This is a genomic window from Spiroplasma endosymbiont of Melieria omissa, assembly GCF_964031175.1.
GTDB classification, from domain to species: domain Bacteria; phylum Bacillota_I; class Bacilli_A; order Mycoplasmatales; family VBWQ01; genus Spiroplasma_E; species Spiroplasma_E ixodetis_A.
Genome location: NZ_OZ035012.1, coordinates 615,333 through 640,693, shown reverse-complemented (window position 1 = coordinate 640,693; position 25,361 = coordinate 615,333). Strand labels below are relative to the sequence as shown.

The following is a 25,361-nucleotide window of genomic DNA, read 5'->3' as shown; positions in this document are numbered from 1 at the left end:
TTATTGCTGAATTGTACTTTTAAATTCAAAAACTGTTTAAATTACATATTATTATTTTACATTATTTATGAGTAAACATTACTTTAGTTAGCTATATTAGTAATATATTTTTAATCTTTAGTTAAAAGTTATATTTTTTTAAAACCATTAAAATTCAAATTTAAAAATATCAATGTATAATATTCTTAGTTATGTATATTTGATTTTTGTTTATTAGGAGGAAAATAGATGATAAAGATATTACTTAGGTGTTCAGCTGGTATGAGCACTTTAAGACTAGAAGCAAATATGAAAGAGTATATTAAAGAGTTAAATTTAGATTATGAAGTGAAAGCATTAGGTGCTACTGAAGCAAAAGCATCTTTTGCTAAAGGTGAAAAATGGGATGTTGTTTTATTAGGACCACAAGTAAGTTATATGAAAAATGATTTTACTAATATTATTGGAAATGCTGCTCTTAATGTTATTCCAGCAGCAGTTTATGCGATGGTTCAAGGTAAAGAAACGTTAGAATTAGCAATGAGTTTATTAGAAATTAAAAAATAATACTATGAGCATTAAAGAAAAAGAGAAAAGTAATAATATTGATTTTGAAAAAATTTCACTTGAAATAATTTCTTCTGCTGGAAAAGCAAAATCTTTAGCAATAGAAGCAATTACTTTTGCTAAGGAAGGACAATTTGAAACAGCATTAAAAATGATTGATGAAGAAAATGATAATATTACTAAAGCTTTGCAATCACATATGAGCGTCATTGTTGAAGAAGGTAAAGGTTATCAATTACCTTTTTCAGTATTGTTTATGCATTCTGAAGATCATTTGTTAACAACACAAATGATGATTGAAATTAGTAAAGAATTTATTAATTTATATCAATTTATAAACAGAAAAAAATAAAAATAGGCAAATGCCTATTTTTATTTAAAGTATAAAATTAATCTTTTGGTTTTTTTTCAAAATCTTCTCCATCTTTTTCTAATCCTTTGATTGGACAAAGTAGAGGATAATTTTCTTTACAATAATCACAATGTCATTTTTTCTTTTTGAAAATTTCTTTAAATTTTTTAAACATTATATTTTTTCTCTCTTTCTTTTCATTATTTTTTTGTAAGTATATTTTATTCTTGTTCAAGTTCTGTTCATGAGCCAGTAGTCTTAGTGACTACTTTTCATCCTGTATTACTATTTTCGAATTTAGTTTTTAATTGATTAAAATTCTCAATAATTTTTTCAGATAAAGTATATAAATCTTCGTTTGAAATATAACCTTTTCAACCACTTGCATCTCATTCGGGAAATCTAGAAATAATATTAAAAATTTCAGTTTTATTTTTATTAGTATTTAAAATGTTTTGTCATTCATATCGACTTATTGGAATTTTTAAAGTATCATGTCATAAAAATTTATAATATTTTTCTATTATATTTTTATCGTGAGTATTTGGTGAAAATTGTGGTGCTAGAAAAAATAATTCCTTAGGTGCTTCATGATAAGTTACTATAATTCCATACGTATTATATCCATGTATATTAATTAAAGACGAAAAATTATTTATTAATTTTTCAGTTAATTCATATATGCTAATCTTTTCTCATCCATTACCTTGATAAGGAAAAGATGAAGTATCATAGTATATTTTTTCTCTTAATTTTTCAAGGTCATTTAAAGAAAAAAGTTTAAATCAACTATTTAAAGTACTACTTTTTATATACACTAATGTTGCAGGACTTTTTCAATTTTCTTTTCAGAAAATAGAAATTTTATCTTCACCATCATATTTTATTGGTTCATTATTTAAAATATTTGTAGTTTTAATTTGGGTGCTTAAAATAGAATTTAAGTTTCCTGTGGTTGTTGCAAATGTTAAAAGACTTACTGTTGTTAATAGTGTTTTCATAATCATCTCCTCTTATTTAGTTTCTTTACTTTATATAAAAATTATTTTAATTATCTGGCTAAAATTTTACTATATTTTAAGTAAAATAAAATATAAAAGATAATAACTCAATTTTAAACATTGGATTTATTTGATACTAAACTTTAAATTTTTTAAGAAATTTATTATAATTTTTTATACTTATAAAAATCAAAAAATAAGTATAGTATTTATATTGTTTTATAATAATTTTAATTATATAAAAGTTTTATTATTATTTTTATTTAAAATAATATGGTATTGTATATAGAATTTTAAAGGAATATAAAGTTATGTTTAAATTAAAAGCGCCTTATAAACCAACAGGTGATCAACCTGAAGCAATTAGAAAATTAGTAGTAGCTATTAAAAATAATATTAAATACCAAGTATTATTGGGAGCCACTGGTACGGGTAAAACTTTTACAATGGCCAATGTTATTGCGCAAGTGCAAAAACCAACTTTAATTTTAGTACATAATAAAACATTAGCTATGCAATTATATGGAGAATTGAAAACTTTTTTTCCTGAAAATCGCGTTGAATATTTTGTCTCATATTTTGATTTTTATCAACCTGAGGCATATTTACCAAAAACCGATACTTATATTGATAAAAATTCTAAACAAAATCAAGAAATTGAAATGTTAAGATTAAGTGCTTTAAATGGTTTATCTATTAGTAAAGATGTTATTGTTGTGGCATCAGTAGCAGCAATTTATGGTGAACAAGAACCAACAGCATATAAAGATAACTTTTTTGAATTGAGAAAAGGACAAAAAATTAATAGAAAAGATTTATTATTAAGACTAATTAAAAATGGATATGTACGTAATGATATTACATTAGAACCGGGTAGTTTTAGTGCAAAAGGTGATTTAATAAAGTTAGCTCCATATTGAAATGATCAATTTTATTTAAGAATTAGTTTATTTGGTGATGAAATTGAAGAAATAGCACGTATTGATACATTAGGTGCTAATGTTTTAGAGCGTTTTCCCTTTATTACAATTTTTCCTGCGCAAAATTATATTACTAGTAAAAATCGTGTTGATCAGGCAATTATTAAAATTACTGAAGAGTTAAAAATAACATTAGCACAACTAAGAAAAAATAATATGTTAGTAGAAGCGCAAAGATTAGAACAAAGAACAGAACATGATCTAGAATCCTTAAAAGAATTTGGTATTTGTAGTGGTATTGAAAACTATTCTCGTCATTTAGAAAATAGAGAAGTGGGTTCAGCACCATATACTTTAATTGATTTTTTTCCAGATGATTTTTTAACAATTATTGATGAATCTCATATGACATTACCGCAAATTAGAGGAATGTATAATACTGATCGTAGCAGAAAAGAAACATTAGTAAAATATGGCTTTCGTTTACCTAGTGCTTTGGATAATCGTCCTTTAAATTTTAATGAATTTTCTAATAAGTTAAAGCAAGTTATTTATACTTCAGCAACTCCTGCTGATTATGAATTAGCATTAATTAAAAATGAAGTTGAGCCCTTTAATGTACCAGTTCAACAAATTATTCGTCCCACAGGTTTATTAGATCCAACAATTGAAATTAAACCAACTAAAAATCAAATGGAAGATATTATTAATCAAATAAAATTACGAACAAAAAATAATGAAAGAGTATTTATTACTACTTTAACAATTAGAATGGCAGAAGAATTATCAAATTTTTTACAAGAACAAAAAATTAAAGTTGCTTATATTCATAATGAATTAAAAACATTAGAACGTACTAAAGTTTTGTTAGATTTAAGAAAAGGTGTTTTTGATGCTATTGTTGGTATTAATTTATTACGTGAAGGATTAGACGTACCAGAAGTGTCATTAATCTGTATTTTGGATGCTGATAAATCTGGTTTTTTACGTAATACTAAATCATTAATCCAAACTATTGGTCGCGCAGCACGAAATGTTAATGGTCATGTTATACTATATGGAGATATTAAGACAGAGGCAATGACACAAGCAATTGAAGAAACGCAAAGAAGAAGAGAAATTCAACTTGCTTATAATAAAAAACATAATATAGTACCAGTTACTGTTAAAAAACCGTTGAGTGAAATCGTAAGTACTAGAGAATTAGATGTTGATTTAAAAATTTTAAATTCAAGTAAAGGTAAAACAAAAATAGCTGCTAAAACAAAGATAATTGCTGATTTAAGAGTTGAAATGTTACAAGCAGCTAAAGATTTAAATTTTGAAAAGGCAGCTTCACTTCGTGATTTAATTTTGAGTATTGAAAGTGAAAAATAAAGGAGTAAAATAAGTTGACCGATAAAGCACAAAAAGGTATTTTGATAAGTCCAAATACTAAAATTAATCCTCATATACCAACAATATTTTTAATAAAAAATTATATTACTAAACCTAAAATTTTTATTGGTGATTATACTTATTATCATGATTTTAATGGTGAGCAAGCAGCTATTGATTTTGAAAATAAAAATATAATTTATCATTTTCCAAATATGATAGATGATGAATTAATTATTGGTAAATTTTGTTCAATTGCACAAGGTGTTTTATTTATAATGAATGGTGGCAATCATAATTATTGTGCAGTTTCAACATTTCCTTTACCATTATTTTATAAATCATTAAATTTATCAGAAGTTACAGAAAAAGATAAATTAGATAAATTTCCGATTAAATCACCAACAGTGATAGAAAATGATGTTTGAATTGGTCATGATGTGACAATCTTAAGAGGGGTAACTATTGGTAATGGGGCAGTAATTGCAGCTAAAAGTGTAGTTACAAAAAATGTGCCTCCTTATGCTATTGTTGGTGGTAATCCTGCTAAAATTATAAAATATCGTTTTTCTAAAAAAATAGTTCAAAAATTACAAAATATAAAATGATGAGATTGATCTATTGAAAATTCAGATTTGTTAAAACAAAATTTTGATAATAAAATATTACAAAAACTTGTAAAAGAAAGTAATAGTTTAAATAAAATAAAGGGGTAATAAAAAATATGAAAAAATATGGTTATTTAACTACTAAAATAGGTTTAATTGAAATCATAGTAGTTGCAGAACAAGTAGTAAAAGTTAGTTTTGTTAATACTCGTCAAGTTGCTAAGGATAGTAGTAATATAGTGGTAGTTAATTGTTTAAAACAACTAGCAATGTATTTTGATAAAAAATTAAGTGATTTTAACTTACCAATAACTTTAAAAGGAACTCCTTTTCAAGAATTAGTATGGAGTAAAACTTGTACTATTCAATTTGGGACAACTTTAACTTATCAAGAATTAGCGCAAAAAATAGGTTATCCAAAAGCAAGTAGGGCAGTGGGTTCAGCTTTAAGTAAAAATCCATTAGCAATTATTGTTCCTTGTCATCGTGTTGTTAATAAAAATAAGAATATTGTTAATTATCTTTATGGTGCCCATATTAAAAATTTTTTATTAGCACAAGAAAGTAAATAAGGTATAAGATTTTTTTATGATTGATTATCTTTTTTTTGATTTTTAAAATTGTTAACAATTTTAACTACATAATTTTTAATATAGTAAACAGGATATCCTGCTAACATAACAGCAATTAAAATTAGTGAATTTCATAATGCTCACATATTATTATTTTGTGTACCATAATAATACATTGCTAAAAATGATCCAACAATAGCAATTATTGCTCCTAAATAACCAATAATAATGAAAAAATAAAATCAAAAATTATTAAAAATCTTTTGGTAGTCTGGATGTTTGCGCCTTAAAAAGATAATGACTGAATTAACAATTAATTTTAAAAAACTAATAGCAATAATAAAGTAATTAGTTACTTCATACAATTGATTTCATAAAATATAAATTAAAGCAGCAAATATTAATAGTAGCATAGCAGCTCATGGCATATTAGTTCTTTTAGTTGTTTTTTGAAAAAATTTAAACAAATCTTTTTCTTCACTCATTTTAAAAATTAAACGTGATTGATAAAGTAGAAATGCATTTAGTGAACCAACAAATAATAAAATTGCTAGTCCTGAAAAAATATAAGCTAAAACATGAGGAATATTAGGATTATTGATAATAGCATAATATCAAACGTTACTAAATCCATCATTTTATCTAATCATGAAAATGGTTCATTAATAGTTAACAAAGCAATTAATAGTATTAAATATAAAAAAATAATTAGTCCTGTTGCAACAATTAAAGCTCAAAGTACATTTTTTCTTGGATTTTCTACTTCTTCAGTAACATAAGTTATTGCTTCAATTCCTGAATAGGCAAATAGTGTCATTGTTGTAGCTGGTAATAAAACATAAGTTGCAAGAAAAATTTTTGATAAATCTTTTTGAACTATTTCACTATTAAAACTATCTGTATTGCCATAAATCATAGCAATAAATAAAACAAAAGTAATTGGTAATCCTTTTAAAATTGTAAAAATAATTTGTGTTTTTCCAGAACTATTTTTAATAAATATTTGGACTATAGCTAATGCAAATAAAATTAAAATTCCAAATAATTTTATCAACCATTGGTTAGTAATATGAGCTAAAGTACCGATAATATTACCTAATGCTAAAGTAGCAGAAGCAACGGCAGTGGCACTAACCATTAAAACTAAAATCCATCCCAATCAAAACGAACAAGCCATTCAATTTGCTTTTTTTAATCAATAATAAGCACTTCCATTTCCCGGAAAAGAAATAGCAGTTTCTGCTAGTAATAACATTTCTGGCAAAATTAAAATACCGCCTAAAATTCAGGCACATATCATTAAAATCGGATTAAATCCACTTTGAAATGCTACTTGTCCAAATGAAATTAGTACTGATGATCCAACTGTGGCAGAAATTGCCATCATTAATATTACTCAAAACGAATACTTCTTTTTTAATTTCATGTCTTTTTCCTATCTCTATTTTTTATTTCGTATGTATTGATAAAACTTTTTATTTTATTAATGTAAGTTTGATAAGCATTTGGTAAGGTTTCAATATGACCAATATTTTCCAAAAATAAATAATCATAATTTTTATAATGGAGTTTAACTTGATAATTATGAATGACATTAGCCATGAAAAATGGGACAAAATTATCTTTTTTACCGTGAATTAATAAAGTAGGAACTTGAAAACCTGTTTTGCTTTTTTTTAATAAATCATATTCTAAAATATTTGTATTTGTAAATTTTTGATATCTTTTTGTTAAACCATTACTAATTAATCATCAAGGTTTTTTATAGCAGCGATATTGCATGACGTAACGAAATTGAACAAGTAGATTAGAGAATCCACAATCAGTAATTGCCCAGTTAATTAAACTGGTTACTTTATAATTAAATAAATAATATGGAATGGCAACACTTTTTAGGACTATTTTTTGGTAGACATTTGTTTTTGATAATTAACTGGAGTTAAGTAGTTTAAAGTGCTGTGGATTCTTATGTTGTTGTATCAATTGATGTAATCAAATAATTCTAATTTTAATTGGATTAATGATCTAAAATTTTTATCATTAATAAATTCAGTTTTGAAAGTTTTAAAAGTTGCTTCAGCAACAGCATTGTCATAAGGACAACCTTTTTTGCTTAAAGAGCGAGTAATATTGAATGCTAGTAAAAGTTTATCAATAATTTTATTATTAAATTCATTACCACAATCACTATGAAATATTTGAATATCTTTTAAACAGCGATTTGATTGCATAAATGCTTGATGTACTAATAAGGCATCTTTTCTAGTACCTACACTATGTCCAATAATTTCGCGGTTAAATAGGTCAATTAATAAGCAAATATAGTTTCATTTACCATTAACTTGAACATAAGTTAAATCACTGACAATAACTTCATTTTTAAGCCTATTATTAAAGTTTTTATTCACAAGATTAGTGATTTTTTCATCATTTACTTTGTTATTATGATTTTTGAATGATAATTTAGTGTATTTTGATATTAAATTATGCTTATTCATAATTTCTTTAATTTTTCGTCTTGATAAATAAATTTCTTGGTTTTCTAATATTACTTTTAATCTTCTTGTTCCATAAACACATTTATTTTCTTTAAAAGCACTAATAATAGCTTCATCATAAATATTATTTTGAATTTTATTTTCTTTTTTCTTTAAATTAAAATAATATGTTGATTTAGAAATTTTTAAAAAATGACACATTGTGCGAATTTTATATTTAAACTTATTGTTTGTAATAATTTCTATTTTCTGCCTATTATTAGTGCTGCTTGCTTTAAAATATCATTTTCCATTCGTAATTGTTTTAATTCTTTTCTTAATTTAATTAATTCATTTTCTTCAACAGAACGATTATCTTTAGCTTTAAAACTACCTGAATTAGTAAATTGCTTAATTCAATTATAAGTAGCTGCTCTTGTAACATTATATTCTTTAGCAAGGTAAGATACTGATTTGCCGCTTTGATATAAAGCTACTATTTGTTTTTTAAATTCATCGGTATATGAATTAATATTGGCCATAATTATAGTTCCTTTCTTTCAACTAATTTGTTCACTTGTCTACGTAATTAGTGTCCAATAAAGTGTAACCCATCCAATATTGTATCCTTCTTCATAAAATCATGAGACTAATCTTAATGCTAAATATTTATTTTCTGTTCAACCATGAAAACCAATAACTCATTTATCACTTTTCTTTTTTTGAATGACAGTTAGACAACTAATGTTTTGATTATTATCATTTTTAATGGTAAATTCTTGATAATTTTCTTTTTTTCAATCAATTGGATAGCCATATTTATTAAGATTTTTAATTTGACAATCATATTGATGATAATTAAAACTATTAATATCAACTGTTTGTTCGTTATTTATTTTAAATTTACCTTCTTTTTGATAAGAAAAGCAAAATTCTAAAAATTGTTTTTGATATTTTTTTGAATAAAAATAAACAAAAGGAAATAATAGAATAACTAATAAAATTTTGCTAAAAGAATAACAAAATCTTTTATAACCAGTTAATAAAATTTTTTGATTCACAGATGTGTTGATTACTGTCATTTTTTAAGCCTTTTCTAAACTACTAAACTACTAATTATTTTACACTATCTTATCAAATGTTTAAAATATTAATGTATAGCTAACTAAAGTAATGTTTACTCATATCTTCAAAAACAAAATCAATCGCTTTTTTAATATTTGGTCAATAATTTGGTAATATTTTTCTTATATTATGTTTTATAGCAAATCAAAAATGTTCAATTGGATTTAAATTAGGAGAATATGGCGGAAGAAATAATAGTTTGCATCCAGCATTTTCAATTAATTGTTGTGTTAATTTAGATTTATGAAACGTTGCATTATCTAAAACTATAATTTGTCCACGCTTTAATACTGGAATTAGTTTATTTTTAACATATGATTCAAAAATTTTACTATTGCAATGTCCTTCAAATGCTCATAAGGCTTTTAATTTACCTTTATTTAGTGAACCAATTATACTCATTCTCTTTATTTTATATGCGGGTTTATTATCAAATAATCTTTTACCTTTTTCAGATCAACCATATTTATAAAATTCATTATCATCAATTCCAGATTCATCAATATATATAGCTAACTAAAGTAATATTTACTCATAAATAATGTAAAATAATAATATGTAATTTAAACAGTTTTTGAATTTAAAAGTACAATTCAGCAATAATTAAAATAGATTAGGAAGATTAAATTATGCCAAAACCATACAGTGAAGACTTACGAAGAAAAGTAATAGAAGCTTATGAAAGTAAAAATATGAAAATTAAAGAAATTTGTAAAGTGTTCAATATCACTAGAAAGACTTTATTTTTATGAAGAAAAAGAAAAAAAGAAACTGGGCATATAAAACCAATTTTGAATTATCAAAAAGGACATAGCCACAAAATAAAGGATTTAGATGAATTAAAAAATTATTTAGCAGAAAATAAAGATGTTACAGTTCAAAAAGTAATTGATAAATTTGGAAATATGACTAAAGAAACAGTTTATAACTATTTTAAAAAACTAAATTATACATATAAAAAAAACTTTTCTATATGAACAAAGAGATAAAAATAAACAAGAAGATTTTTTAAAAGAAATAGCTAAAATAATGAATGAAGATTTAGTATATATTGATGAATCTGGAATTGATGATAATGAATTTTATAAATATGGTTGATCTGAAAAAGGTAAAAGATTATTTGATAATAAACCCGCATATAAAATAAAGAGAATGAGTATAATTGGTTCACTAAATAAAGGTAAATTAAAAGCCTTATGAGCATTTGAAGGACATTGCAATAGTAAAATTTTTGAATCATATGTTAAAAATAAACTAATTCCAGTATTAAAGCGTGGACAAATTATAGTTTTAGATAATGCAACGTTTCATAAATCTAAATTAACACAACAATTAATTGAAAATGCTGGATGCAAACTATTATTTCTTCCGCCATATTCTCCTAATTTAAATCCAATTGAACATTTTTGATTTGCTATAAAACATAATATAAGAAAAATATTACCAAATTATTGACCAAATATTAAAAAAGCGATTGATTTTGTTTTTCAAGATATGAGTAAACATTACTTTAGTTAGCTATACTAAATCTTCATTCATTATTTTAGCTATTTCTTTTAAAAAATCTTCTTGTTTATTTTTATCTCTTTGTTCATATAGAAAAGTTTTTTTTATATGTATAATTTAGTTTTTTAAAATAGTTATAAACTGTTTCTTTAGTCATATTTCCAAATTTATCAATTACTTTTTGAACTGTAACATCTTTATTTTCTGCTAAATAATTTTTTAATTCATCTAAATCCTTTATTTTGTGGCTATGTCCTTTTTGATAATTCAAAATTGGTTTTATATGCCCAGTTTCTTTTTTTCTTTTTCTTCATAAAAATAAAGTCTTTCTAGTGATATTGAACACTTTACAAATTTCTTTAATTTTCATATTTTTACTTTCATAAGCTTCTATTACTTTTCTTCGTAAGTCTTCACTGTATGGTTTTGGCATAATTTAATCTTCCTAATCTATTTTAATTATTGCTGAATTGTACTTTTAAATTCAAAAACTGTTTAAATTACATATTATTATTTTACATTATTTATGAGTAAATATTACTTTAGTTAGCTATATATGTACTTATTTTTTTATGAATTGATAATAAACAATTATTACTTGTTTCTACATTTACTACTTTTGCTAAATTAAATTCTTGAGGGATCGGTGATGAAGTAATATTTAAACTAGTTATGTTATTAAGTTTTGCTAATTCTTCTCTTACTTTAACTAATTCAAGTTCAACTTTAGTTCTTTCTAATTGTTTTTTAACAATTTTTGCTCTTACTATTTCTAATTGTAATTCTTCTAATTTTCTTTGAAGAATACTTGATTTTTCATTATTCTCATCTTCTAATTCTACTTTCTCTTGTTTATTTTGTTTAATCGTAGCTTTAATAACTGCACCCATCATAGCACCAGATGTACCTGCACTAGCTGCTATTCCTAAATCAGAACATTGAAAGCCATCAATTCCACCAGCCGCTAATGTTACTACTGTAGCAGTACCGGCAACTATTTTTAATAAAAAACTAATATAAATAAAAAATACTTATATTAGTAATGAACATATATTAAATTATTAATAATACTATCACAAATATTGATTTTAATAAAATTTAATATTTCATTTTATTACTAAAATAATTTATTATAATAAATATTAAAAATAAAGTAATTTTTCGTTTATAAAAAAATATTAGATATAATACTTGTAAACTAAAATATAGTTTTTGACCTATTGTTTTATTTTTTAACAAATAGGTTTTTATTTTAAAAGGGGGACAAAATGAAAATAATTAAAAAAGAGCAATTATTTACTAACAAAACTTATTTAATAAATTATGAAACTATAGAAAAAATTAAAAAACAACTACTAAATTTAAAAGCAGAAAAAATAAAACTTATTGAAAAAAGTGAGAAAATTGAAAAAGAAATTAATAATTATCAAAAAACTATTCAATAGACTTACTGCATAACTAGTTAACTTTTCATTTTTTTGTTATTATTAAAATAAAATTTGAATAGTTAAGGATAAATTTTATGACATATTTTGAATTAAAAGATAAACCGGATCAATATTTTCGTAAAATAGTTGGTATTAATAAACTAGTTTTTAATGAAATTTTAAATATTTTATTAGATCATCAAAATCTAAAAAATACCACTGGTGGAAGGCCATATAAAATGTCAATAGAAGATAGACTAGTAATGACTTTAAGATATTTATATGAAAATCGTACATATCATAGTATTGGTGCTGAGTATGATATGGTTGATACTACTGCTTTACGAAATATTCGTTCAATTGAAGACATTTTAATAAATAATAATAAGTTTAATAATTTAACAAATAAAAATATTTTTTTAAAAAGAAGAATTCAAAAATAAAATTTTGATAATTGATGTAAGAACCTGTTTAGGATCTTTTTTGATTAATTTTTAATAAAATTTATATTATAATGGTTATTTTATAATAAAAAATAGATTTTTAGTCGATAAGTTTTCAAATGATAAAATCTTTTTAACAAAAAAATGAAAAAGAAAATAAATTATTGGTTAAGTACCTATTTATAAATGATTATTTCTTGTTTTAGTTAAATTCTATTAAAAAGATCCTAAACAGGTTCTAACACGTGTTGATAATAGCGTTAAAGAGGTTTATTAAAAATTTTAAAATTTTACAATTACAAAAAAAGACAAGAATTTTATTCTCGTCTTTTGTCATTTATTTTTAATTTAAGGGTTTAAAAAAGAAAGGAGCTATTTTTAAAACTTTTTAGTTATTGACATCTTCGACACGCTCCCAATAATATTAAAACTATATAAAATTACAATTTTATTGCATGAGTTTTTATCTAAAATTAAATAATGAGATTTAAATTTTCGGATTTCTTGATTTATGTTTGTTTATTTGTTTTTCTTCTTCAATTTTTTTTAATGTCTCTTCTTGTTTCTTAGCTTTTGCAAGTAATAAATCAAGTTTTCTACTTTCTTATTCTGCATCATGTAATAATTTTGCTGCTTTTTCTTTTTCATTCATAATATTTTTTCTCCCTTTCTTTTAAATATTTATTTTTAAAAATATCCAAAATACAGTATAAAATTTTTCATAAAAATTAAAAGATAAAATAAATATTTTTAAATAAAATTATGATTTATTAACTCAAAAGTAAGGATTTTATTTTTTTAATTATTGTGCTTAAAAATTGAAAATATGTTATACTAACATCATAATAAACTAAATTATTAAAGACCATTAGGTTCGACTTATTCTTTTTTATTAGATAAGTGGAACCTAATTATTTTTAAATAAAAAAGGATGTGAAAAATTATGTCAGCACAACAACAGCAACAACCAAATAAAGAAATTTTTGATAAATTACAAGGTGAAAAAGATAAAAAAGAAAAAGCAAATACTTCTTCTGGTGCTAGTAGTAGAAATTGAATTGTAAAATTTGCAAAAGATGTTGCTTATATTTCTTTTTTTCCATACATATGATTAAAAAAACTTTTAGTTTCACTATTTAATAATCGAACTAAAAAGCCTAAACTAAATCAGTCAGTTAATATTATTAAAAATAAAGATAATGTTAATCAAAACAATAATGTTTCTATAAATAGTAATGGACAAGTTAGTTTTAAAGAAGTAGATGCACTAGATCCAGAAAATGAATCAGTAGCAGAAACAACAGCAGAAGCACTAAAATTAAAAGGTAATACTACTAATCCATTCCAAAATGTTGCACATAGTTGTAATCGTGAAGAAATTCCAGTAGTTTCAACAACAACTTCTGGAAAAAAATTAACTACTTAAATTATTTAAAATATTTATTAGTTCGTTCTAAATCAATAATATTATCAACATCCCAATGGCAATCAAATGATAAAACATAAGGTTTTAATTCAAAATTATGTTTAATACTATTACTAATTAAATATTTACCAACCATTGTTGTTTGCAATACAAGTTCTTGTTGTGGATTTATTAAATCTTCACCAAGAACTTTTGCTCATTTTTTAGTAATATAACTTCATTCTCCTGCCAAGAAACTATCCTTTTTTTTACTTTTAATAATATCAATAATATTACCATCCTTGTTTAATTTATAACTTCAATCTTCTTTGATATTATCATGATCACGATTAATAGCGGCCATCATATTAGTTGAAAAATTATTTAAAAAAATATTTTTTGTACTAATCATATCACCAGAAATAATAAAAATATCATCTTGACCATTAAAATATGATGATACTAATGTCAAAGCATAACCACTATTATAATCAAGGAAATGTTGATTATTTATTAAGATTAATTTTGAATATTTATGAGTAAGAAAATTAAATTCATCTTTTAAATGACCAGTAATGACAATAATTTTTTTTAAATCATGTATTTCAATTAAATGATTAATTATATGTTCAATTAAAGTTAAACCTTTAAATTTAATTAACGATTTATGAACATTATTTGAGATAGGTTGTAATCTACTGCCAATTCCTGCTGCAAAAATAATAGCAACTTTCATTATTCCTCCTTTACTTAACAACAAAATTAACAATCTTATTTGGTATACAAATTGTCTTAATAATTGTTTTATCTTGCAATCAATATTTTACTTTTTCTTCATTATTAACTACTTTTAAAAGTTCTTGATTATTTAAATTTTCTTTTACTACTAAAGTTATTTTCGTTTTACCATTAATCTGAATAGCAATAGTAACTTCACTAGTAATCAAAAATTTTTCATCATAACTTGGGAACTGACTTTTATTAATACTTTCTTTATTACCAAATTGAAATCATAATTCTTCAGCAATATGTGGAGCAAATGGATTTAATAATTTTAAAAAATTAACTAAATATTGTTGATAAATAGTTGGTGCTTTATAACAAGCATTGATAAAAATCATAAGTTGTGCAATAGAAGTATTAAAATTTAAATTGTTAATATCATTAGTTACTTTTTTTACAGTTTGATGATAAATTGTATCTAATGATTTATCATTCTTAGTAGTAATTTTTATTTTATACTCATCTTTATTAACAAGACGATAAATACGCATTAAAAACTTATAACAACCAACTAAACCACTATTTAATCACGGTAAAGACGCTGTTAATGGTCCCATAAACATTTCATATATTCGTAAAGTATCAGCACCATACTCATTAATAATATCATCTGGATTAACAACATTACCGCGTGATTTAGACATTTTTTCATTATTTTCACCAAGAATCATACCTTGATTTACCAATTTTAAAAATGGCTCTTTAACATTAACTAACTTTAAATCATATAGTACTAAATGTCAGAAACGAGCATACAATAAATGTAAAACAGCGTGTTCTTGACCGCCAATATATAAATCAACCGGTAATCAATAGTTAAAACGTTTTTGCGCAATAGCACTATTAAAATCACAATAAGTACCATCATCATTTTTTAAAATATATGCTAAATAATATCAACAACTACCTGCTCATTGTGGCATTGTATTAATTTCTCTTTTTCCTTTTACACCATCTTTTCTAGTTACATGTAATCAGGAATTTGGTGCATTAGTTAAAGGTGCATTCCCCGAATTAGATGGCTTAATATTAGTCATTTTTGGTAATAATACTGGTAATTGTTGTTCATCTACTGTTGACATTGTACCATCTTCTCAATAAATTATCGGAAAAGGTTCACCTCAATAACGTTGACGAGAAAAAAGTCAATCTCGTAACTTATATGCAGTATGTACTTTTCCTTGTTTTAAAGTTAGTAATTTTTTAACAATTAAATTAGTAGCTGTTTCTAAATCCTTACCATTAATAAAATCAGAGTTAATATATTCACTAGTACCCAAAAATGGTTCATTTTTATTATTAGTTTTCATAATAAAATTGATTGGTAAATTTTTATTTTTAGCAAAAATAAAATCACGACTATCATGTGCAGGAACACCCATAATTGCTCCCGTCCCATAATGTTTTAAAACATAATCACCAACTCAAATTGGTAATTTACTTTTAGTAAAAGGATGAATAGCATAACTTCCAGTAAAAACACCAGATTTTAAAGTATCATCTCCTTGACGCATTAAATCTGTTTTAGTTTTAGCATCTAAACAGTATTGAGTAACTGCTTGCGAATATTCACTAGTTGTTAAATCATGAATTAATGGATGTTCAGGAGCAAGTACTAAAAATGAAACACCAAAAATAGTATCAACCCTTGAAGTAAAAATAGAAACCTTACATTTATTATTTTCAACTATAAAATCAACTAGTGTTCCAACACTTTTACCAATTCAATTACGTTGTAATTCCTTAACACTATTTGGTCAGTCTAAATTATCTAATCCTTTTAATAATTTTTCAGCATACTTAGTAATTTTTAAAACCCACTGACGCATTGGTTTTTTAATAACTGGGAAATTACCACGTTCAGAAACCATATGACCATTAATGTTAATTATTTCTTCATTAGCTAAAACAGTTCCTAACTGTTCACAAAAACTAACTTCAACATCTTTAATTTCAGCTAACCCTTGTTCATAAAGTTTAATGAAAATTCATTGTGTTCACTTATAATATTGAGGATCTGTAGTATTAACTTCTTTATTATAATCAAAACTTAGACCAATACTTTGTAATTGTTTACGAAAATTATTAATGTTTTGTTTAGTAAATGTCTCTGGATTATTACCTGTATTTAAGGCATATTGCTCAGCTGGTAAACCAAAAGCATCTCAACCAATTGGATGCAAAACATTAAAACCATTCATTATTTTAATTCGAGAAATAACATCAGTAGCACAATAACCTTTAGGATGGCCAACATGTAAACCTGATCCTGAAGGATAAGGGAACATATCAAGAATATATGATTTTGGTTTTTTATTATCATCAATGTTTATTTTAAAAGTTTCATTTTTTAATCAATACTGCTGTCATTTTTTTTCTATTTGTTGGTGATTATAACTCATGTTTTTCTCCTTTAATATGTTCAGGTAAAGTAATCATAAAACCATAATATCATAATCATTTAACAAGTTGCAATGTTTACTTATTGATTAAATTATATTTTAAATATTTTGTTAATTATCAATCAATGTTATTAAACTATTTGCTAATATTTATTTTCTACAAAAAAGAAATAGTTTTTATTGTATTTCAAATAAAATATACTATATAATTATCGTTAATATTAAATAAATTCAAAGGAGGATTCTATGAACACACAAAAAGTTTTAAATAAGTCTTTAAAACAAAAAACAAAGCAGCAAAAAATAGGCTTAGGAGAACTGGTGTGACTTTGGATTTAATTATACTTGCACAATAGCTTTTCCTATGTCTTTTATAGGAATATATTATTGAAATAATGGCGGAGTTGGATTACATCTAATCTGAATTATGATTTTAGGTGCTATAATGGCTAGTATTAGTGCATGTGCTTTTTTAAAATGTAGTAAAGTTTATGCTGGTAATAATGGTTGGAGCATATATTTATGTTAGAGCAACTTTTGGTCGTTTTTGAGGATGAATAATCGGCTTTATGCAATATATCATTTTACCATCTACTGTTATTGGTGGTATTATTTCAATGTTTAGAATTAACTTAAACCAATTATCATTTTTTTCTTGATTACCTGATAGATGATCTAATTTATTTATTGATAGTTTAGGAATTATAGTTTATTGTTTGGTTACAAGTTGTATATATTTTGGATTAAGAGGTTTTCGTTGATTTGTTAATATTTCAGGAATCATTAAATGATTGTCAACTTGTTTTTTGATTATTTGTGCCATTATTCTGGTAATCAAAAACGGCACTATAGTTTATCAACAAGCATTTGTTGGTACTAAACATCTTCATTTTACAATTAATATTTTTAATAATGCTTTTAGTAATTTTTTCTACTTTTTCCTTGGTTTTGAGACCTTTACTGTTATTGGAAAAAATGTTAAAAATCCTAATAAAAATTTAGGTAGGGGAACAATTATTGTCTTATTTTTGACAACTATTTTTTATTTAATGATTACAATTTTAATTATTGGTGCCATCAGTTCACAGGGACCTAATGGTAATAACGGATGAGCAAATGGTGGTAATAATTATAACCCAAATAATGTTATTGCTGGCATTGCTGGTACAACGGGTATCATTTTACTAGTTATTTGTACTTTATCAATTAAATTGAATGGTGTAATACAAGTAGCGCTATATTCTGGAGCTATGCTACAACCATTAGCCAAAGAAGGATACATTAGTGAAAAAATAGCCAAATTAAATAAAGAAAATATTGCAATGTATGGTAATACTATTAATTTTATAATTACAATTATAGTTTGTATTATTATGCTAATAATTCCGGATTTAATTGGAATTAGTTTTAATTATAACCAAATGTTGGGATTTACAACTAATATAACAATCTTTGTTTATCTTTTTGTTATAACAGCAACTTGTGTTATGGGTTATTATAAAAAAATAAAAATAAAAGTTATTGAATGAATTATGTTTATTATTTGTTTATTATTTTTAATTAGTCAATTCATTATTTTTAATTATAATATGATTCATGATTTAGTAAGCAACAAAGGAATCATATTAATTGCAATTGTGATTAAGTTTTTAATGTTTTGAGTATTTATTATAATTGCTACTATTATTTATTTTACTTATTATAAACCAAAACTAAAACAAAGATTAATAACAAATCCAGAATATCAAAATCAATTAGATAAAGAATTTATTTTTAATTCTCATCTAGTAGTTAATTAAATTATTTAAAAATTATATTATAGCTAACTAAAGTAATGTTTACTCATATCTTGAAAAACAAAATCAATAGCTTTTTTAATATTTGGTCAATAATTTGGTAATATTTTTCTTATATTATGTTTTATAGCAAATCAAAAATGTTCAATTGGATTTAAATTAGGAGAATATGGCGGAAGAAATAATAGTTTGCATCCAGCATTTTCAATTAATTGTTGTGTTAATTTAGATTTATGAAACGTTGCATTATCTAAAACTATAATTTGTCCACGCTTTAATACTGGAATTAGTTTATTTTTAACATATGATTCAAAAATTTTACTATTGCAATGTCCTTCAAATGCTCATAAGGCTTTTAATTTACCTTTATTTAGTGAACCAATTATACTCATTCTCTTTATTTTATATGCGGGTTTATTATCAAATAATCTTTTACCTTTTTCAGATCAACCATATTTATAAAATTCATTATCATCAATTCCAGATTCATCAATATATACTAAATCTTCATTCATTATTTTAGCTATTTCTTTTAAAAAATCTTCTTGTTTATTTTTATCTCTTTGTTCATATAGAAAAGTTTTTTTTATATGTATAATTTAGTTTTTTAAAATAGTTATAAACTGTTTCTTTAGTCATATTTCCAAATTTATCAATTACTTTTTGAACTGTAACATCTTTATTTTCTACTAAATAATTTTTTAATTCATCTAAATCCTTTATTTTGTGGCTATGTCCTTTTTGATAATTCAAAATTGGTTTTATATGCCCAGTTTCTTTTTTTCTTTTTCTTCATAAAAATAAAGTCTTTCTAGTGATATTGAACACTTTACAAATTTCTTTAATTTTCATATTTTTACTTTCATAAGCTTCTATTACTTTTCTTCGTAAGTCTTCACTGTATGGTTTTGGCATAATTTAATCTTCCTAATCTATTTTAATTATTGCTGAATTGTACTTTTAAATTCAAAAACTGTTTAAATTACATATTATTATTTTACATTATTTATGAGTAAATATTACTTTAGTTAGCTATATGTGCATTAATTATGGTTTGAAACTTAACAGTATGCATTCATTTTTTGCCAGAAAATCAATCTTTTTGATTATATTTTGGTCGTTCTGTTTCTACTTCTGTTACATCAATTATCAAAATTTTATTTTTGAATTCTTCTTTTTAAAAAAATATTTTTATTTGTTAAATTATTAAACTTATTATTATTTATTAAAATGTCTTCAATTGAACGAATATTTCGTAAAGCAGTAGTATCAACCATATCATACTCAGCACCAATACTATGATATGTACGATTTTCATATAAATATCTTAAAGTCATTACTAGTCTATCTTCTATTGACATTTTATATGGCCTTCCACCAGTGGTATTTTTTAGATTTTGATGATCTAATAAAATATTTAAAATTTCATTAAAAACTAGTTTATTAATACCAACTATTTTACGAAAATATTGATCCGGTTTATCTTTTAATTCAAAATATGTCATAAAATTTATCCTTAACTATTCAAATTTTATTTTAATAATAACAAAAAAATGAAAAGTTAACTAGTTATGCAGTAAGTCTACTAAATAAAGGTAAATTAAAAGCCTTATGAGCATTTGAAGGACATTGCAATAGTAAAATTTTTGAATCATATGTTAAAAATAAACTAATTCCAGTATTAAAGCGTGGACAAATTATAGTTTTAGATAATGCAACGTTTCATAAATCTAAATTAACACAACAATTAATTGAAAATGCTGGATGCAAACTATTATTTCTTCCGCCATATTCTCCTAATTTAAATCCAATTGAACATTTTTGATTTGCTATAAAACATAATATAAGAAAAATATTACCAAATTATTGACCAAATATTAAAAAAGCGATTGATTTTGTTTTTCAAGATATGAGTAAACATTACTTTAGTTAGCTATATTTTAAAATCAGAGGTATATATTATGCATAAAAATTATCCAAGTCATGTCACCAAAGAACAATTTGAGAACATAAAATCAATTTTAGAAAATAGCAAAAAGAAAACAAAACCAAGAAGTTTAGATTTATATGAAGTATTTTGTGCAATTTTATATGTATTAAAAAGTGGTTGTCAATGAAGAATGCTACCAAAAAATTTTCCAAAATGACAAACTGTATATTATTATTTTCAAATTTGAAGTAAAAATAACGGTAAAGAAGCTAGTGTATGGCAATTAATTTTAAAAAAAATTGGTTAAAAAAGTTCGTATCAACAATAATCGCAAAGAACAAACTAGTTTTTGTATAATTGATTCGCAAAGTGTTAAAAATACAGATACTACTGAAAATAAAGGTTATGATGCTGGTAAAAAGATTTCAGGAATAAAGCGTCATATTATTGTTGATTCTCAAGGTTTACCACATGCAATTTACATAACCACAGCAGAAAAAACAGATCGTAATAGCGCTATAATAATGATTGAAAATGAAAAAGAAAATCTTTCTGCAGTTCAAAAAATAATAGTAGATGCTGGTTATACTGGTGAAAAATTTGCTTCTGAAATCAAAACAATCATAAATGCAAATGTTGAAATTATAAAACGCAATGAACTACATACTTTTGTAGTATTACCAAAAAGATGAATTGTAGAACGAAGCTTTGCTTGATTAGAAAAATACAGAAGATTATGAAAAAATTGTGAAAGAAAACTAAATACTAGTTTACAAATGGTTGTTCTTTCCTTTATTTCAGTTTTATTAAAAAGATTCTAAACAGGTTCTTAGGTATCACTCCACTTTTTATTTATACATGCAAGTCCACATGCTCTGGCTACTATTTTTAACAACTGTGTTGTAGTTCACTTTTTTAGTTCCCTAACACGTGTTGATAATAGCGTTAAAGAGGGTTATTAATTATTAACTTTCTCCTACTTGGTCACTGCGTGTAGTAGATATTTAAAGGGTGTTAATAATAAAAATTTTAAAATTTTACGATTACACAAAAAAAGACAAGATTTTTATTCTCGTCTTTTGTCATTTATTTTTAATTTAAGGGTTTAAAAAAGAAAGGAGTTATTTTTAAAACTTTTTAGTTATCGACATCTTCGCCACGCTCCCAAAATTTAAGCAGGCATTTTGTCAACTTTTAAAGATACTACCTTTACTTCCTTTGCTTCACCAAACATTACTCTTAAAAATACATCAGTAGTAACATCATTAGGGTACTTGTTTATAGCAGTTCCACCATCAGTAGTAGATCAAACTAATTTTTGACCACCAACTAACTTAACTAAAGAATCATATAGATTTTTTTCTTTAGTTTTTCCATCAGCTCAAGGTAAACATGTAAGAACATCTCCATTTTTTTTAAATTTTTTTTCTTTAGTCAATGCTAAATTGGTCTTTATAACAATTGCTGCCACTTCAGCAGGAACACCTAATGTATCTTTCTTAAGAGTATTAATAGTATATTTTTTTACAGATTTGGCATCATCTCCAGTTGCCTTATCCATAATATTAATTTGACAAGTACCAGCAGCAACATTAAAATCAGTTTTTCCACTATTTGCTTCAATTTTACCTGCTTCAGTACTTTCAACTTTTGCAGATAAAGCAGTAATCCCTTTAACATCATCAGCTGAATAAAACTTCTTGCTATCAGGCGTAAATCCTAAATCTTTTAAAAAGGCTGCAGCATCATCACTTATTGCTTGAAATTTATCAGAATCAGTACCAGTACCTGCTTTTAATAATTTTTCATTAAATTTAGTTGTTGTAATTTTTGTATTATCAGTAGCAACAATAGCAACTGAATAATTTTCTTTACCAGTAGTACTTTCGTCCTTTTTTAGTTCTTGATTAATTGTACTTGTATTTTCATTACTATATCATCCTAGTAATGCTGCATATTTGCCATTCAATGCTGGCGCTTTTGTTTGAGTTCCACATGCAACAACTGAACTTGCTGCAACTGTTGTTAAAGCAGCAGCACCCATTAGTCGTAGTAATGTTTTCATATTTCTCATATTGTTTTTCCCCCTTAGATAATTTTTCTGAAAAATATAAACTATTTTCTGCTATTAATTATACATTCTTTTTTATTTGGTGTTCTTTTTATAATATTTTTCATTATTAAGTGTTATTTTGCTTTTTTTAAGAAAATAATTTCAAAAATGTTAGGATTAAATTGTTCATTAACTGAACATTCTTATTATTTTTTATATATACTCTACATTACTTCCAAGATTATTGAGTAATATAATGTAAAAAGACCTGAAAATTTTTCAGGTTTTTTTATATTTAAAAATTAAGAACAGAAAATAAAAATACATTTTTTTAATTAAAATTTCAAGGACAGAAGATTATTAGAAAAATTAATTTATTTATTAAATTTTGTTCGTTTATAAACTGTGTTTTTAATAGTCTAATTGTTCTTTATGAATTTGAATGTTTTCTGGATTATTATTATTTAAAATAATTTGATTCATTATATTTCTTTGACTATTAGAACCTGTTTAGAATCTTTTTTGATTAATTTTTAATAAAATTTATATTATAATGGTTATTTTATAATAAAAAATAGATTTTTAGTCGATAAGTTTTCAAATGATAAAATCTTTTTAATAAAATTGAAATAAAGGAAAGAACAACCATTTGTAAACTAGTATTTAGTTTTCTTTCACAATTTTTTCATAATCTTCTGTATTTTTCTAATCAAGCAAAGCTTCGTTCTACAATTCATCTTTTTGGTAATACTACAAAAGTATGTAGTTCATTGTGTTTTATAACTTCAACATTTGCATTTATGATTGTTTTGATTTCAGAAGCAAATTTTTCACCAGTATAACCAGCATCTACTATTATTTTTTGAACTGCAGAAAGATTTTCTTTTTCATTTTCAATCATTATTATAGCGCTATTACGATCTGTTTTTTCTGCTGTGGTTATGTAAATTGCATGTGGTAAACCTTGAGAATCAACAATAATATGACGCTTTATTCCTGAAATCTTTTTACCAGCATCATAACCTTTATTTTCAGTAGTATCTGTATTTTTAACACTTTGCGAATCAATTATACAAAAACTAGTTTGTTCTTTGCGATTATTGTTGATACGAACTTTTTTAACCAATTTTTTTTAAAATTAATTGCCATACACTAGCTTCTTTACCGTTATTTTTACTTCAAATTTGAAAATAATAATATACAGTTTGTCATTTTGGAAAATTTTTTGGTAGCATTCTTCATTGACAACCACTTTTTAATACATATAAAATTGCACAAAATACTTCATATAAATCTAAACTTCTTGGTTTTGTTTTCTTTTTGCTATTTTCTAAAATAGATTTTATGTTCTCAAATTGTTCTTTGGTGACATGACTTGGATAATTTTTATGCATAATATATACCTCTGATTTTAAAATATATAATCATTTTACATTATTTTCGAAAAGATTCTAAACAGGTTCTTAATCCATTATTACTTAATTCTTGGTGAAAATATTTATTTAAGTTACCTTTATTATTTAAAAGATAATTAATAGCATTATGTGTTCCGCGATCTCAATTTCTTATAATTTGTTGAAAAAAAAATCAACTTTGTATTATTGGATTTATAGGTCTTTGACTTTGAAGAATAAAACATTTAACACTTCTGAAACGAATACTTTCTGATGTAGCTAGAATTGCTCCTATTAATGAGCATTTAATTTCATTTTCATTTAAGTTAGAATTTGTTAACAATAAAAAATCATTATGTATTGTTTGTCAAGAATAATTATTATGTGCCTGGAGTCCATTACTTGCTACATAACTTCCTACAAAAGGTAAAGATTGGCAAATAATATTTTCTATATTAGGATTTATTAATGTGCTATCTTCAAAATAATAATAAGTTGTTTCAAAAGTAAATCCTTGTAGGTATAAAGTTTTTGAACAAAAAAATAATTTTAACGTTTTTTGTTCAATATTTACAGTAATTGAAAAGTAATCATATTGTGCTTTTTGATTTATATAATAAAACTCTGAGTTAGCATTTGAACTATAGCTAACTAAAGTAATGTTTACTCATATCTTGAAAAACAAAATCAATCGCTTTTTTAATATTTGGTCAATAATTTGGTAATATTTTTCTTATATAGCTAACTAAAGTAATGTTTACTCATATCTTCAAAAACAAAATCAATCGCTTTTTTAATATTTGGTCAATAATTTGGTAATATTTTTCTTATATTATGTTTTATAGCAAATCAAAAATGTTCAATTGGATTTAAATTAGGAGAATATGGCGGAAGAAATAATAGTTTGCATCCAGCATTTTCAATTAATTGTTGTGTTAATTTAGATTTATGAAACGTTGCATTATCTAAAACTATAATTTGTCCACGCTTTAATACTGGAATTAGTTTATTTTTAACATATGATTCAAAAATTTTACTATTGCAATGTCCTTCAAATGCTCATAAGGCTTTTAATTTACCTTTATTTAGTGAACCAATTATACTCATTCTCTTTATTTTATATGCGGGTTTATTATCAAATAATATTTTACCTTTTTCAGATCAACCATATTTATAAAATTCATTATCATCAATTCCAGATTCATCAATATATACTAAATCTTCATTCATTATTTTAGCTATTT

The 25,361-nt window shown here is 23.9% G+C and carries 34 protein-coding genes; 13 read left to right on the top strand and 21 right to left on the bottom strand.

What is annotated here, in order from left to right:
• Positions 1-228 precede the first annotated feature (228 nt).
• Both ACQH26_RS04280 and ACQH26_RS04275 read left to right on the top strand, forming a co-directional pair.
• Positions 229-546: a PTS sugar transporter subunit IIB gene (locus ACQH26_RS04280; protein WP_425382941.1), complete on the top strand. Its 318-nt coding sequence runs from the start codon at positions 229-231 to the stop codon at positions 544-546.
• Between the two features lie 4 nt (positions 547-550).
• Entirely contained in the window at positions 551-898 is a 348-nt protein-coding gene (locus tag ACQH26_RS04275) for a PTS lactose/cellobiose transporter subunit IIA (protein ID WP_425382940.1), read from the top strand.
• 37 nt (positions 899-935) lie between these two features.
• Here the strand turns inward: ACQH26_RS04275 and ACQH26_RS04270 are convergent, their stop codons facing one another.
• Complete coding sequence (locus ACQH26_RS04270) at positions 936-1,073, bottom strand: hypothetical protein (RefSeq protein ID WP_252320481.1); 138 nt, start codon at positions 1,071-1,073, stop codon at positions 936-938.
• Positions 1,074-1,119: 46 nt separating this feature from the next.
• Positions 1,120-1,899, bottom strand: coding sequence for a hypothetical protein (locus ACQH26_RS04265; protein WP_425382939.1), 780 nt, complete (start codon positions 1,897-1,899; stop codon positions 1,120-1,122).
• A 311-nt stretch (positions 1,900-2,210) separates the two neighbouring features.
• Between ACQH26_RS04265 and uvrB the strand changes: the two genes are divergently transcribed.
• Genes uvrB through ACQH26_RS04250 form a run of 3 tightly spaced genes read left to right on the top strand, consistent with a single transcriptional unit; the run spans position 2,211 to position 5,376 of the window.
• On the top strand, positions 2,211-4,196 hold the full coding sequence (uvrB, locus tag ACQH26_RS04260; protein ID WP_425382938.1) for an excinuclease ABC subunit UvrB: 1,986 nt from the start codon (positions 2,211-2,213) through the stop codon (positions 4,194-4,196).
• A gap of 14 nt (positions 4,197-4,210) precedes the next feature.
• Positions 4,211-4,912 carry a CatB-related O-acetyltransferase gene (locus ACQH26_RS04255; protein ID WP_425382937.1) on the top strand — a complete coding sequence of 234 codons (702 nt, stop codon included), beginning with the start codon at positions 4,211-4,213 and terminating at the stop codon, positions 4,910-4,912.
• Between the two features lie 8 nt (positions 4,913-4,920).
• The gene (locus ACQH26_RS04250) at positions 4,921-5,376 is read left to right on the top strand and encodes a methylated-DNA--[protein]-cysteine S-methyltransferase (protein WP_338978011.1); all 456 of its coding nucleotides are present in this window, start codon (positions 4,921-4,923) and stop codon (positions 5,374-5,376) included.
• Between the two features lie 14 nt (positions 5,377-5,390).
• On the opposite strand, the gene ACQH26_RS04245 is transcribed toward ACQH26_RS04250, so the two are convergent.
• The 6 genes from ACQH26_RS04245 to ACQH26_RS04220 form a co-directional block, all read right to left on the bottom strand.
• Positions 5,391-5,861 (bottom strand): hypothetical protein, encoded by a 471-nt coding sequence (locus tag ACQH26_RS04245; RefSeq protein ID WP_342218313.1) that lies wholly within the window; start codon positions 5,859-5,861, stop codon positions 5,391-5,393.
• An 86-nt stretch (positions 5,862-5,947) separates the two neighbouring features.
• The gene (locus ACQH26_RS04240) at positions 5,948-6,802 is read right to left on the bottom strand and encodes an amino acid permease (RefSeq protein WP_425382936.1); all 855 of its coding nucleotides are present in this window, start codon (positions 6,800-6,802) and stop codon (positions 5,948-5,950) included.
• Entirely contained in the window at positions 6,793-7,158 is a 366-nt protein-coding gene (locus ACQH26_RS04235; RefSeq protein ID WP_425382935.1) for a hypothetical protein, read from the bottom strand. Before ACQH26_RS04235 ends, ACQH26_RS04240 begins: the two co-directional genes overlap by 10 nt.
• 116 nt (positions 7,159-7,274) lie before the next feature.
• A protein-coding gene (locus ACQH26_RS04230) for an IS3 family transposase (protein ID WP_425381874.1) occupies positions 7,275-8,395 on the bottom strand; the annotation gives its coding sequence in 2 pieces (ribosomal slippage) (positions 7,275-8,125 and positions 8,125-8,395; 1,122 coding nt in all).
• Positions 8,396-8,434: 39 nt separating this feature from the next.
• Positions 8,435-8,935 (bottom strand): hypothetical protein, encoded by a 501-nt coding sequence (locus tag ACQH26_RS04225; RefSeq protein WP_425382934.1) that lies wholly within the window; start codon positions 8,933-8,935, stop codon positions 8,435-8,437.
• Between the two features lie 79 nt (positions 8,936-9,014).
• Positions 9,015-9,482 (bottom strand): IS630 family transposase, encoded by a 468-nt coding sequence (locus tag ACQH26_RS04220; RefSeq protein WP_425383080.1) that lies wholly within the window; start codon positions 9,480-9,482, stop codon positions 9,015-9,017.
• 125 nt (positions 9,483-9,607) lie between these two features.
• Between ACQH26_RS04220 and ACQH26_RS04215 the strand changes: the two genes are divergently transcribed.
• Both ACQH26_RS04215 and ACQH26_RS04210 read left to right on the top strand, forming a co-directional pair.
• Entirely contained in the window at positions 9,608-9,967 is a 360-nt protein-coding gene (locus ACQH26_RS04215) for a helix-turn-helix domain-containing protein (RefSeq protein WP_425381863.1), read from the top strand.
• Between the two features lie 40 nt (positions 9,968-10,007).
• Positions 10,008-10,496, top strand: coding sequence for an IS630 family transposase (locus ACQH26_RS04210; RefSeq protein ID WP_425381862.1), 489 nt, complete (start codon positions 10,008-10,010; stop codon positions 10,494-10,496).
• Between the two features lie 61 nt (positions 10,497-10,557).
• On the opposite strand, the gene ACQH26_RS04205 is transcribed toward ACQH26_RS04210, so the two are convergent.
• Together ACQH26_RS04205 and ACQH26_RS04200 are read right to left on the bottom strand one after the other, a co-directional pair.
• On the bottom strand, positions 10,558-10,917 hold the full coding sequence (locus tag ACQH26_RS04205) for a helix-turn-helix domain-containing protein (RefSeq protein ID WP_425381863.1): 360 nt from the start codon (positions 10,915-10,917) through the stop codon (positions 10,558-10,560).
• A gap of 109 nt (positions 10,918-11,026) precedes the next feature.
• The gene (locus ACQH26_RS04200; protein WP_425382933.1) at positions 11,027-11,377 is read right to left on the bottom strand and encodes a hypothetical protein; all 351 of its coding nucleotides are present in this window, start codon (positions 11,375-11,377) and stop codon (positions 11,027-11,029) included.
• A 375-nt stretch (positions 11,378-11,752) separates the two neighbouring features.
• Between ACQH26_RS04200 and ACQH26_RS04195 the strand changes: the two genes are divergently transcribed.
• From ACQH26_RS04195 to ACQH26_RS04185, 3 genes are all read left to right on the top strand, one after another.
• A complete protein-coding gene (locus ACQH26_RS04195; protein ID WP_425382932.1) occupies positions 11,753-11,929 on the top strand; it encodes a hypothetical protein in 177 nt (58 codons plus the stop codon).
• 77 nt (positions 11,930-12,006) lie between these two features.
• Positions 12,007-12,354: a transposase family protein gene (locus ACQH26_RS04190; RefSeq protein WP_425381897.1), complete on the top strand. Its 348-nt coding sequence runs from the start codon at positions 12,007-12,009 to the stop codon at positions 12,352-12,354.
• A 943-nt stretch (positions 12,355-13,297) separates the two neighbouring features.
• On the top strand, positions 13,298-13,780 hold the full coding sequence (locus ACQH26_RS04185) for a hypothetical protein (RefSeq protein WP_425382931.1): 483 nt from the start codon (positions 13,298-13,300) through the stop codon (positions 13,778-13,780).
• Between the two features lies 1 nt (position 13,781).
• On the opposite strand, the gene ACQH26_RS04180 is transcribed toward ACQH26_RS04185, so the two are convergent.
• Entirely contained in the window at positions 13,782-14,495 is a 714-nt protein-coding gene (locus tag ACQH26_RS04180; protein ID WP_425382930.1) for a sugar phosphate nucleotidyltransferase, read from the bottom strand.
• Positions 14,496-14,505: 10 nt separating this feature from the next.
• Complete coding sequence (leuS, locus tag ACQH26_RS04175) at positions 14,506-16,944, bottom strand: leucine--tRNA ligase (protein WP_425382929.1); 2,439 nt, start codon at positions 16,942-16,944, stop codon at positions 14,506-14,508.
• A 503-nt stretch (positions 16,945-17,447) separates the two neighbouring features.
• Between leuS and ACQH26_RS04170 the strand changes: the two genes are divergently transcribed.
• Complete coding sequence (locus ACQH26_RS04170; RefSeq protein WP_425382928.1) at positions 17,448-18,743, top strand: amino acid permease; 1,296 nt, start codon at positions 17,448-17,450, stop codon at positions 18,741-18,743.
• A 23-nt stretch (positions 18,744-18,766) separates the two neighbouring features.
• On the opposite strand, the gene ACQH26_RS04165 is transcribed toward ACQH26_RS04170, so the two are convergent.
• From ACQH26_RS04165 to ACQH26_RS04150, 4 genes are all read right to left on the bottom strand, one after another.
• Complete coding sequence (locus ACQH26_RS04165; protein ID WP_425381862.1) at positions 18,767-19,255, bottom strand: IS630 family transposase; 489 nt, start codon at positions 19,253-19,255, stop codon at positions 18,767-18,769.
• Positions 19,256-19,295: 40 nt separating this feature from the next.
• Positions 19,296-19,655, bottom strand: a complete 360-nt coding sequence (locus ACQH26_RS04160) for a helix-turn-helix domain-containing protein (protein WP_425382927.1) — start codon at positions 19,653-19,655, stop codon at positions 19,296-19,298.
• 109 nt (positions 19,656-19,764) lie between these two features.
• On the bottom strand, positions 19,765-19,893 hold the full coding sequence (locus ACQH26_RS04155; RefSeq protein ID WP_425381922.1) for a hypothetical protein: 129 nt from the start codon (positions 19,891-19,893) through the stop codon (positions 19,765-19,767).
• Between the two features lie 4 nt (positions 19,894-19,897).
• Positions 19,898-20,245 carry a transposase family protein gene (locus ACQH26_RS04150; RefSeq protein WP_425381897.1) on the bottom strand — a complete coding sequence of 116 codons (348 nt, stop codon included), beginning with the start codon at positions 20,243-20,245 and terminating at the stop codon, positions 19,898-19,900.
• A 56-nt stretch (positions 20,246-20,301) separates the two neighbouring features.
• Between ACQH26_RS04150 and ACQH26_RS04145 the strand changes: the two genes are divergently transcribed.
• Together ACQH26_RS04145 and ACQH26_RS04140 are read left to right on the top strand one after the other, a co-directional pair.
• Positions 20,302-20,673 (top strand): transposase, encoded by a 372-nt coding sequence (locus tag ACQH26_RS04145; protein WP_425383079.1) that lies wholly within the window; start codon positions 20,302-20,304, stop codon positions 20,671-20,673.
• A 28-nt stretch (positions 20,674-20,701) separates the two neighbouring features.
• A protein-coding gene (locus tag ACQH26_RS04140) for an IS5 family transposase (protein ID WP_425382012.1) occupies positions 20,702-21,491 on the top strand; the annotation gives its coding sequence in 2 pieces (ribosomal slippage) (positions 20,702-20,962 and positions 20,964-21,491; 789 coding nt in all).
• A gap of 350 nt (positions 21,492-21,841) precedes the next feature.
• Here the strand turns inward: ACQH26_RS04140 and ACQH26_RS04135 are convergent.
• The 5 genes from ACQH26_RS04135 to ACQH26_RS04115 all read right to left on the bottom strand — a co-directional run bounded on the left by ACQH26_RS04135 (position 21,842) and on the right by ACQH26_RS04115 (position 25,347).
• Complete coding sequence (locus tag ACQH26_RS04135; RefSeq protein ID WP_425382926.1) at positions 21,842-22,744, bottom strand: hypothetical protein; 903 nt, start codon at positions 22,742-22,744, stop codon at positions 21,842-21,844.
• 541 nt (positions 22,745-23,285) lie between these two features.
• A protein-coding gene (locus ACQH26_RS04130; protein WP_425382925.1) for an IS5 family transposase occupies positions 23,286-24,117 on the bottom strand; the annotation gives its coding sequence in 2 pieces (ribosomal slippage) (positions 23,286-23,846 and positions 23,848-24,117; 831 coding nt in all).
• Positions 24,118-24,157: 40 nt separating this feature from the next.
• Positions 24,158-24,802, bottom strand: coding sequence for a ribosome-inactivating family protein (locus ACQH26_RS04125; protein WP_425382924.1), 645 nt, complete (start codon positions 24,800-24,802; stop codon positions 24,158-24,160).
• Positions 24,765-24,890, bottom strand: coding sequence for a hypothetical protein (locus tag ACQH26_RS04120; RefSeq protein WP_425382923.1), 126 nt, complete (start codon positions 24,888-24,890; stop codon positions 24,765-24,767). Before ACQH26_RS04120 ends, ACQH26_RS04125 begins: the two co-directional genes overlap by 38 nt.
• A complete protein-coding gene (locus ACQH26_RS04115; RefSeq protein WP_425382922.1) occupies positions 24,859-25,347 on the bottom strand; it encodes an IS630 family transposase in 489 nt (162 codons plus the stop codon). Before ACQH26_RS04115 ends, ACQH26_RS04120 begins: the two co-directional genes overlap by 32 nt.
• Positions 25,348-25,361 lie beyond the last annotated feature (14 nt).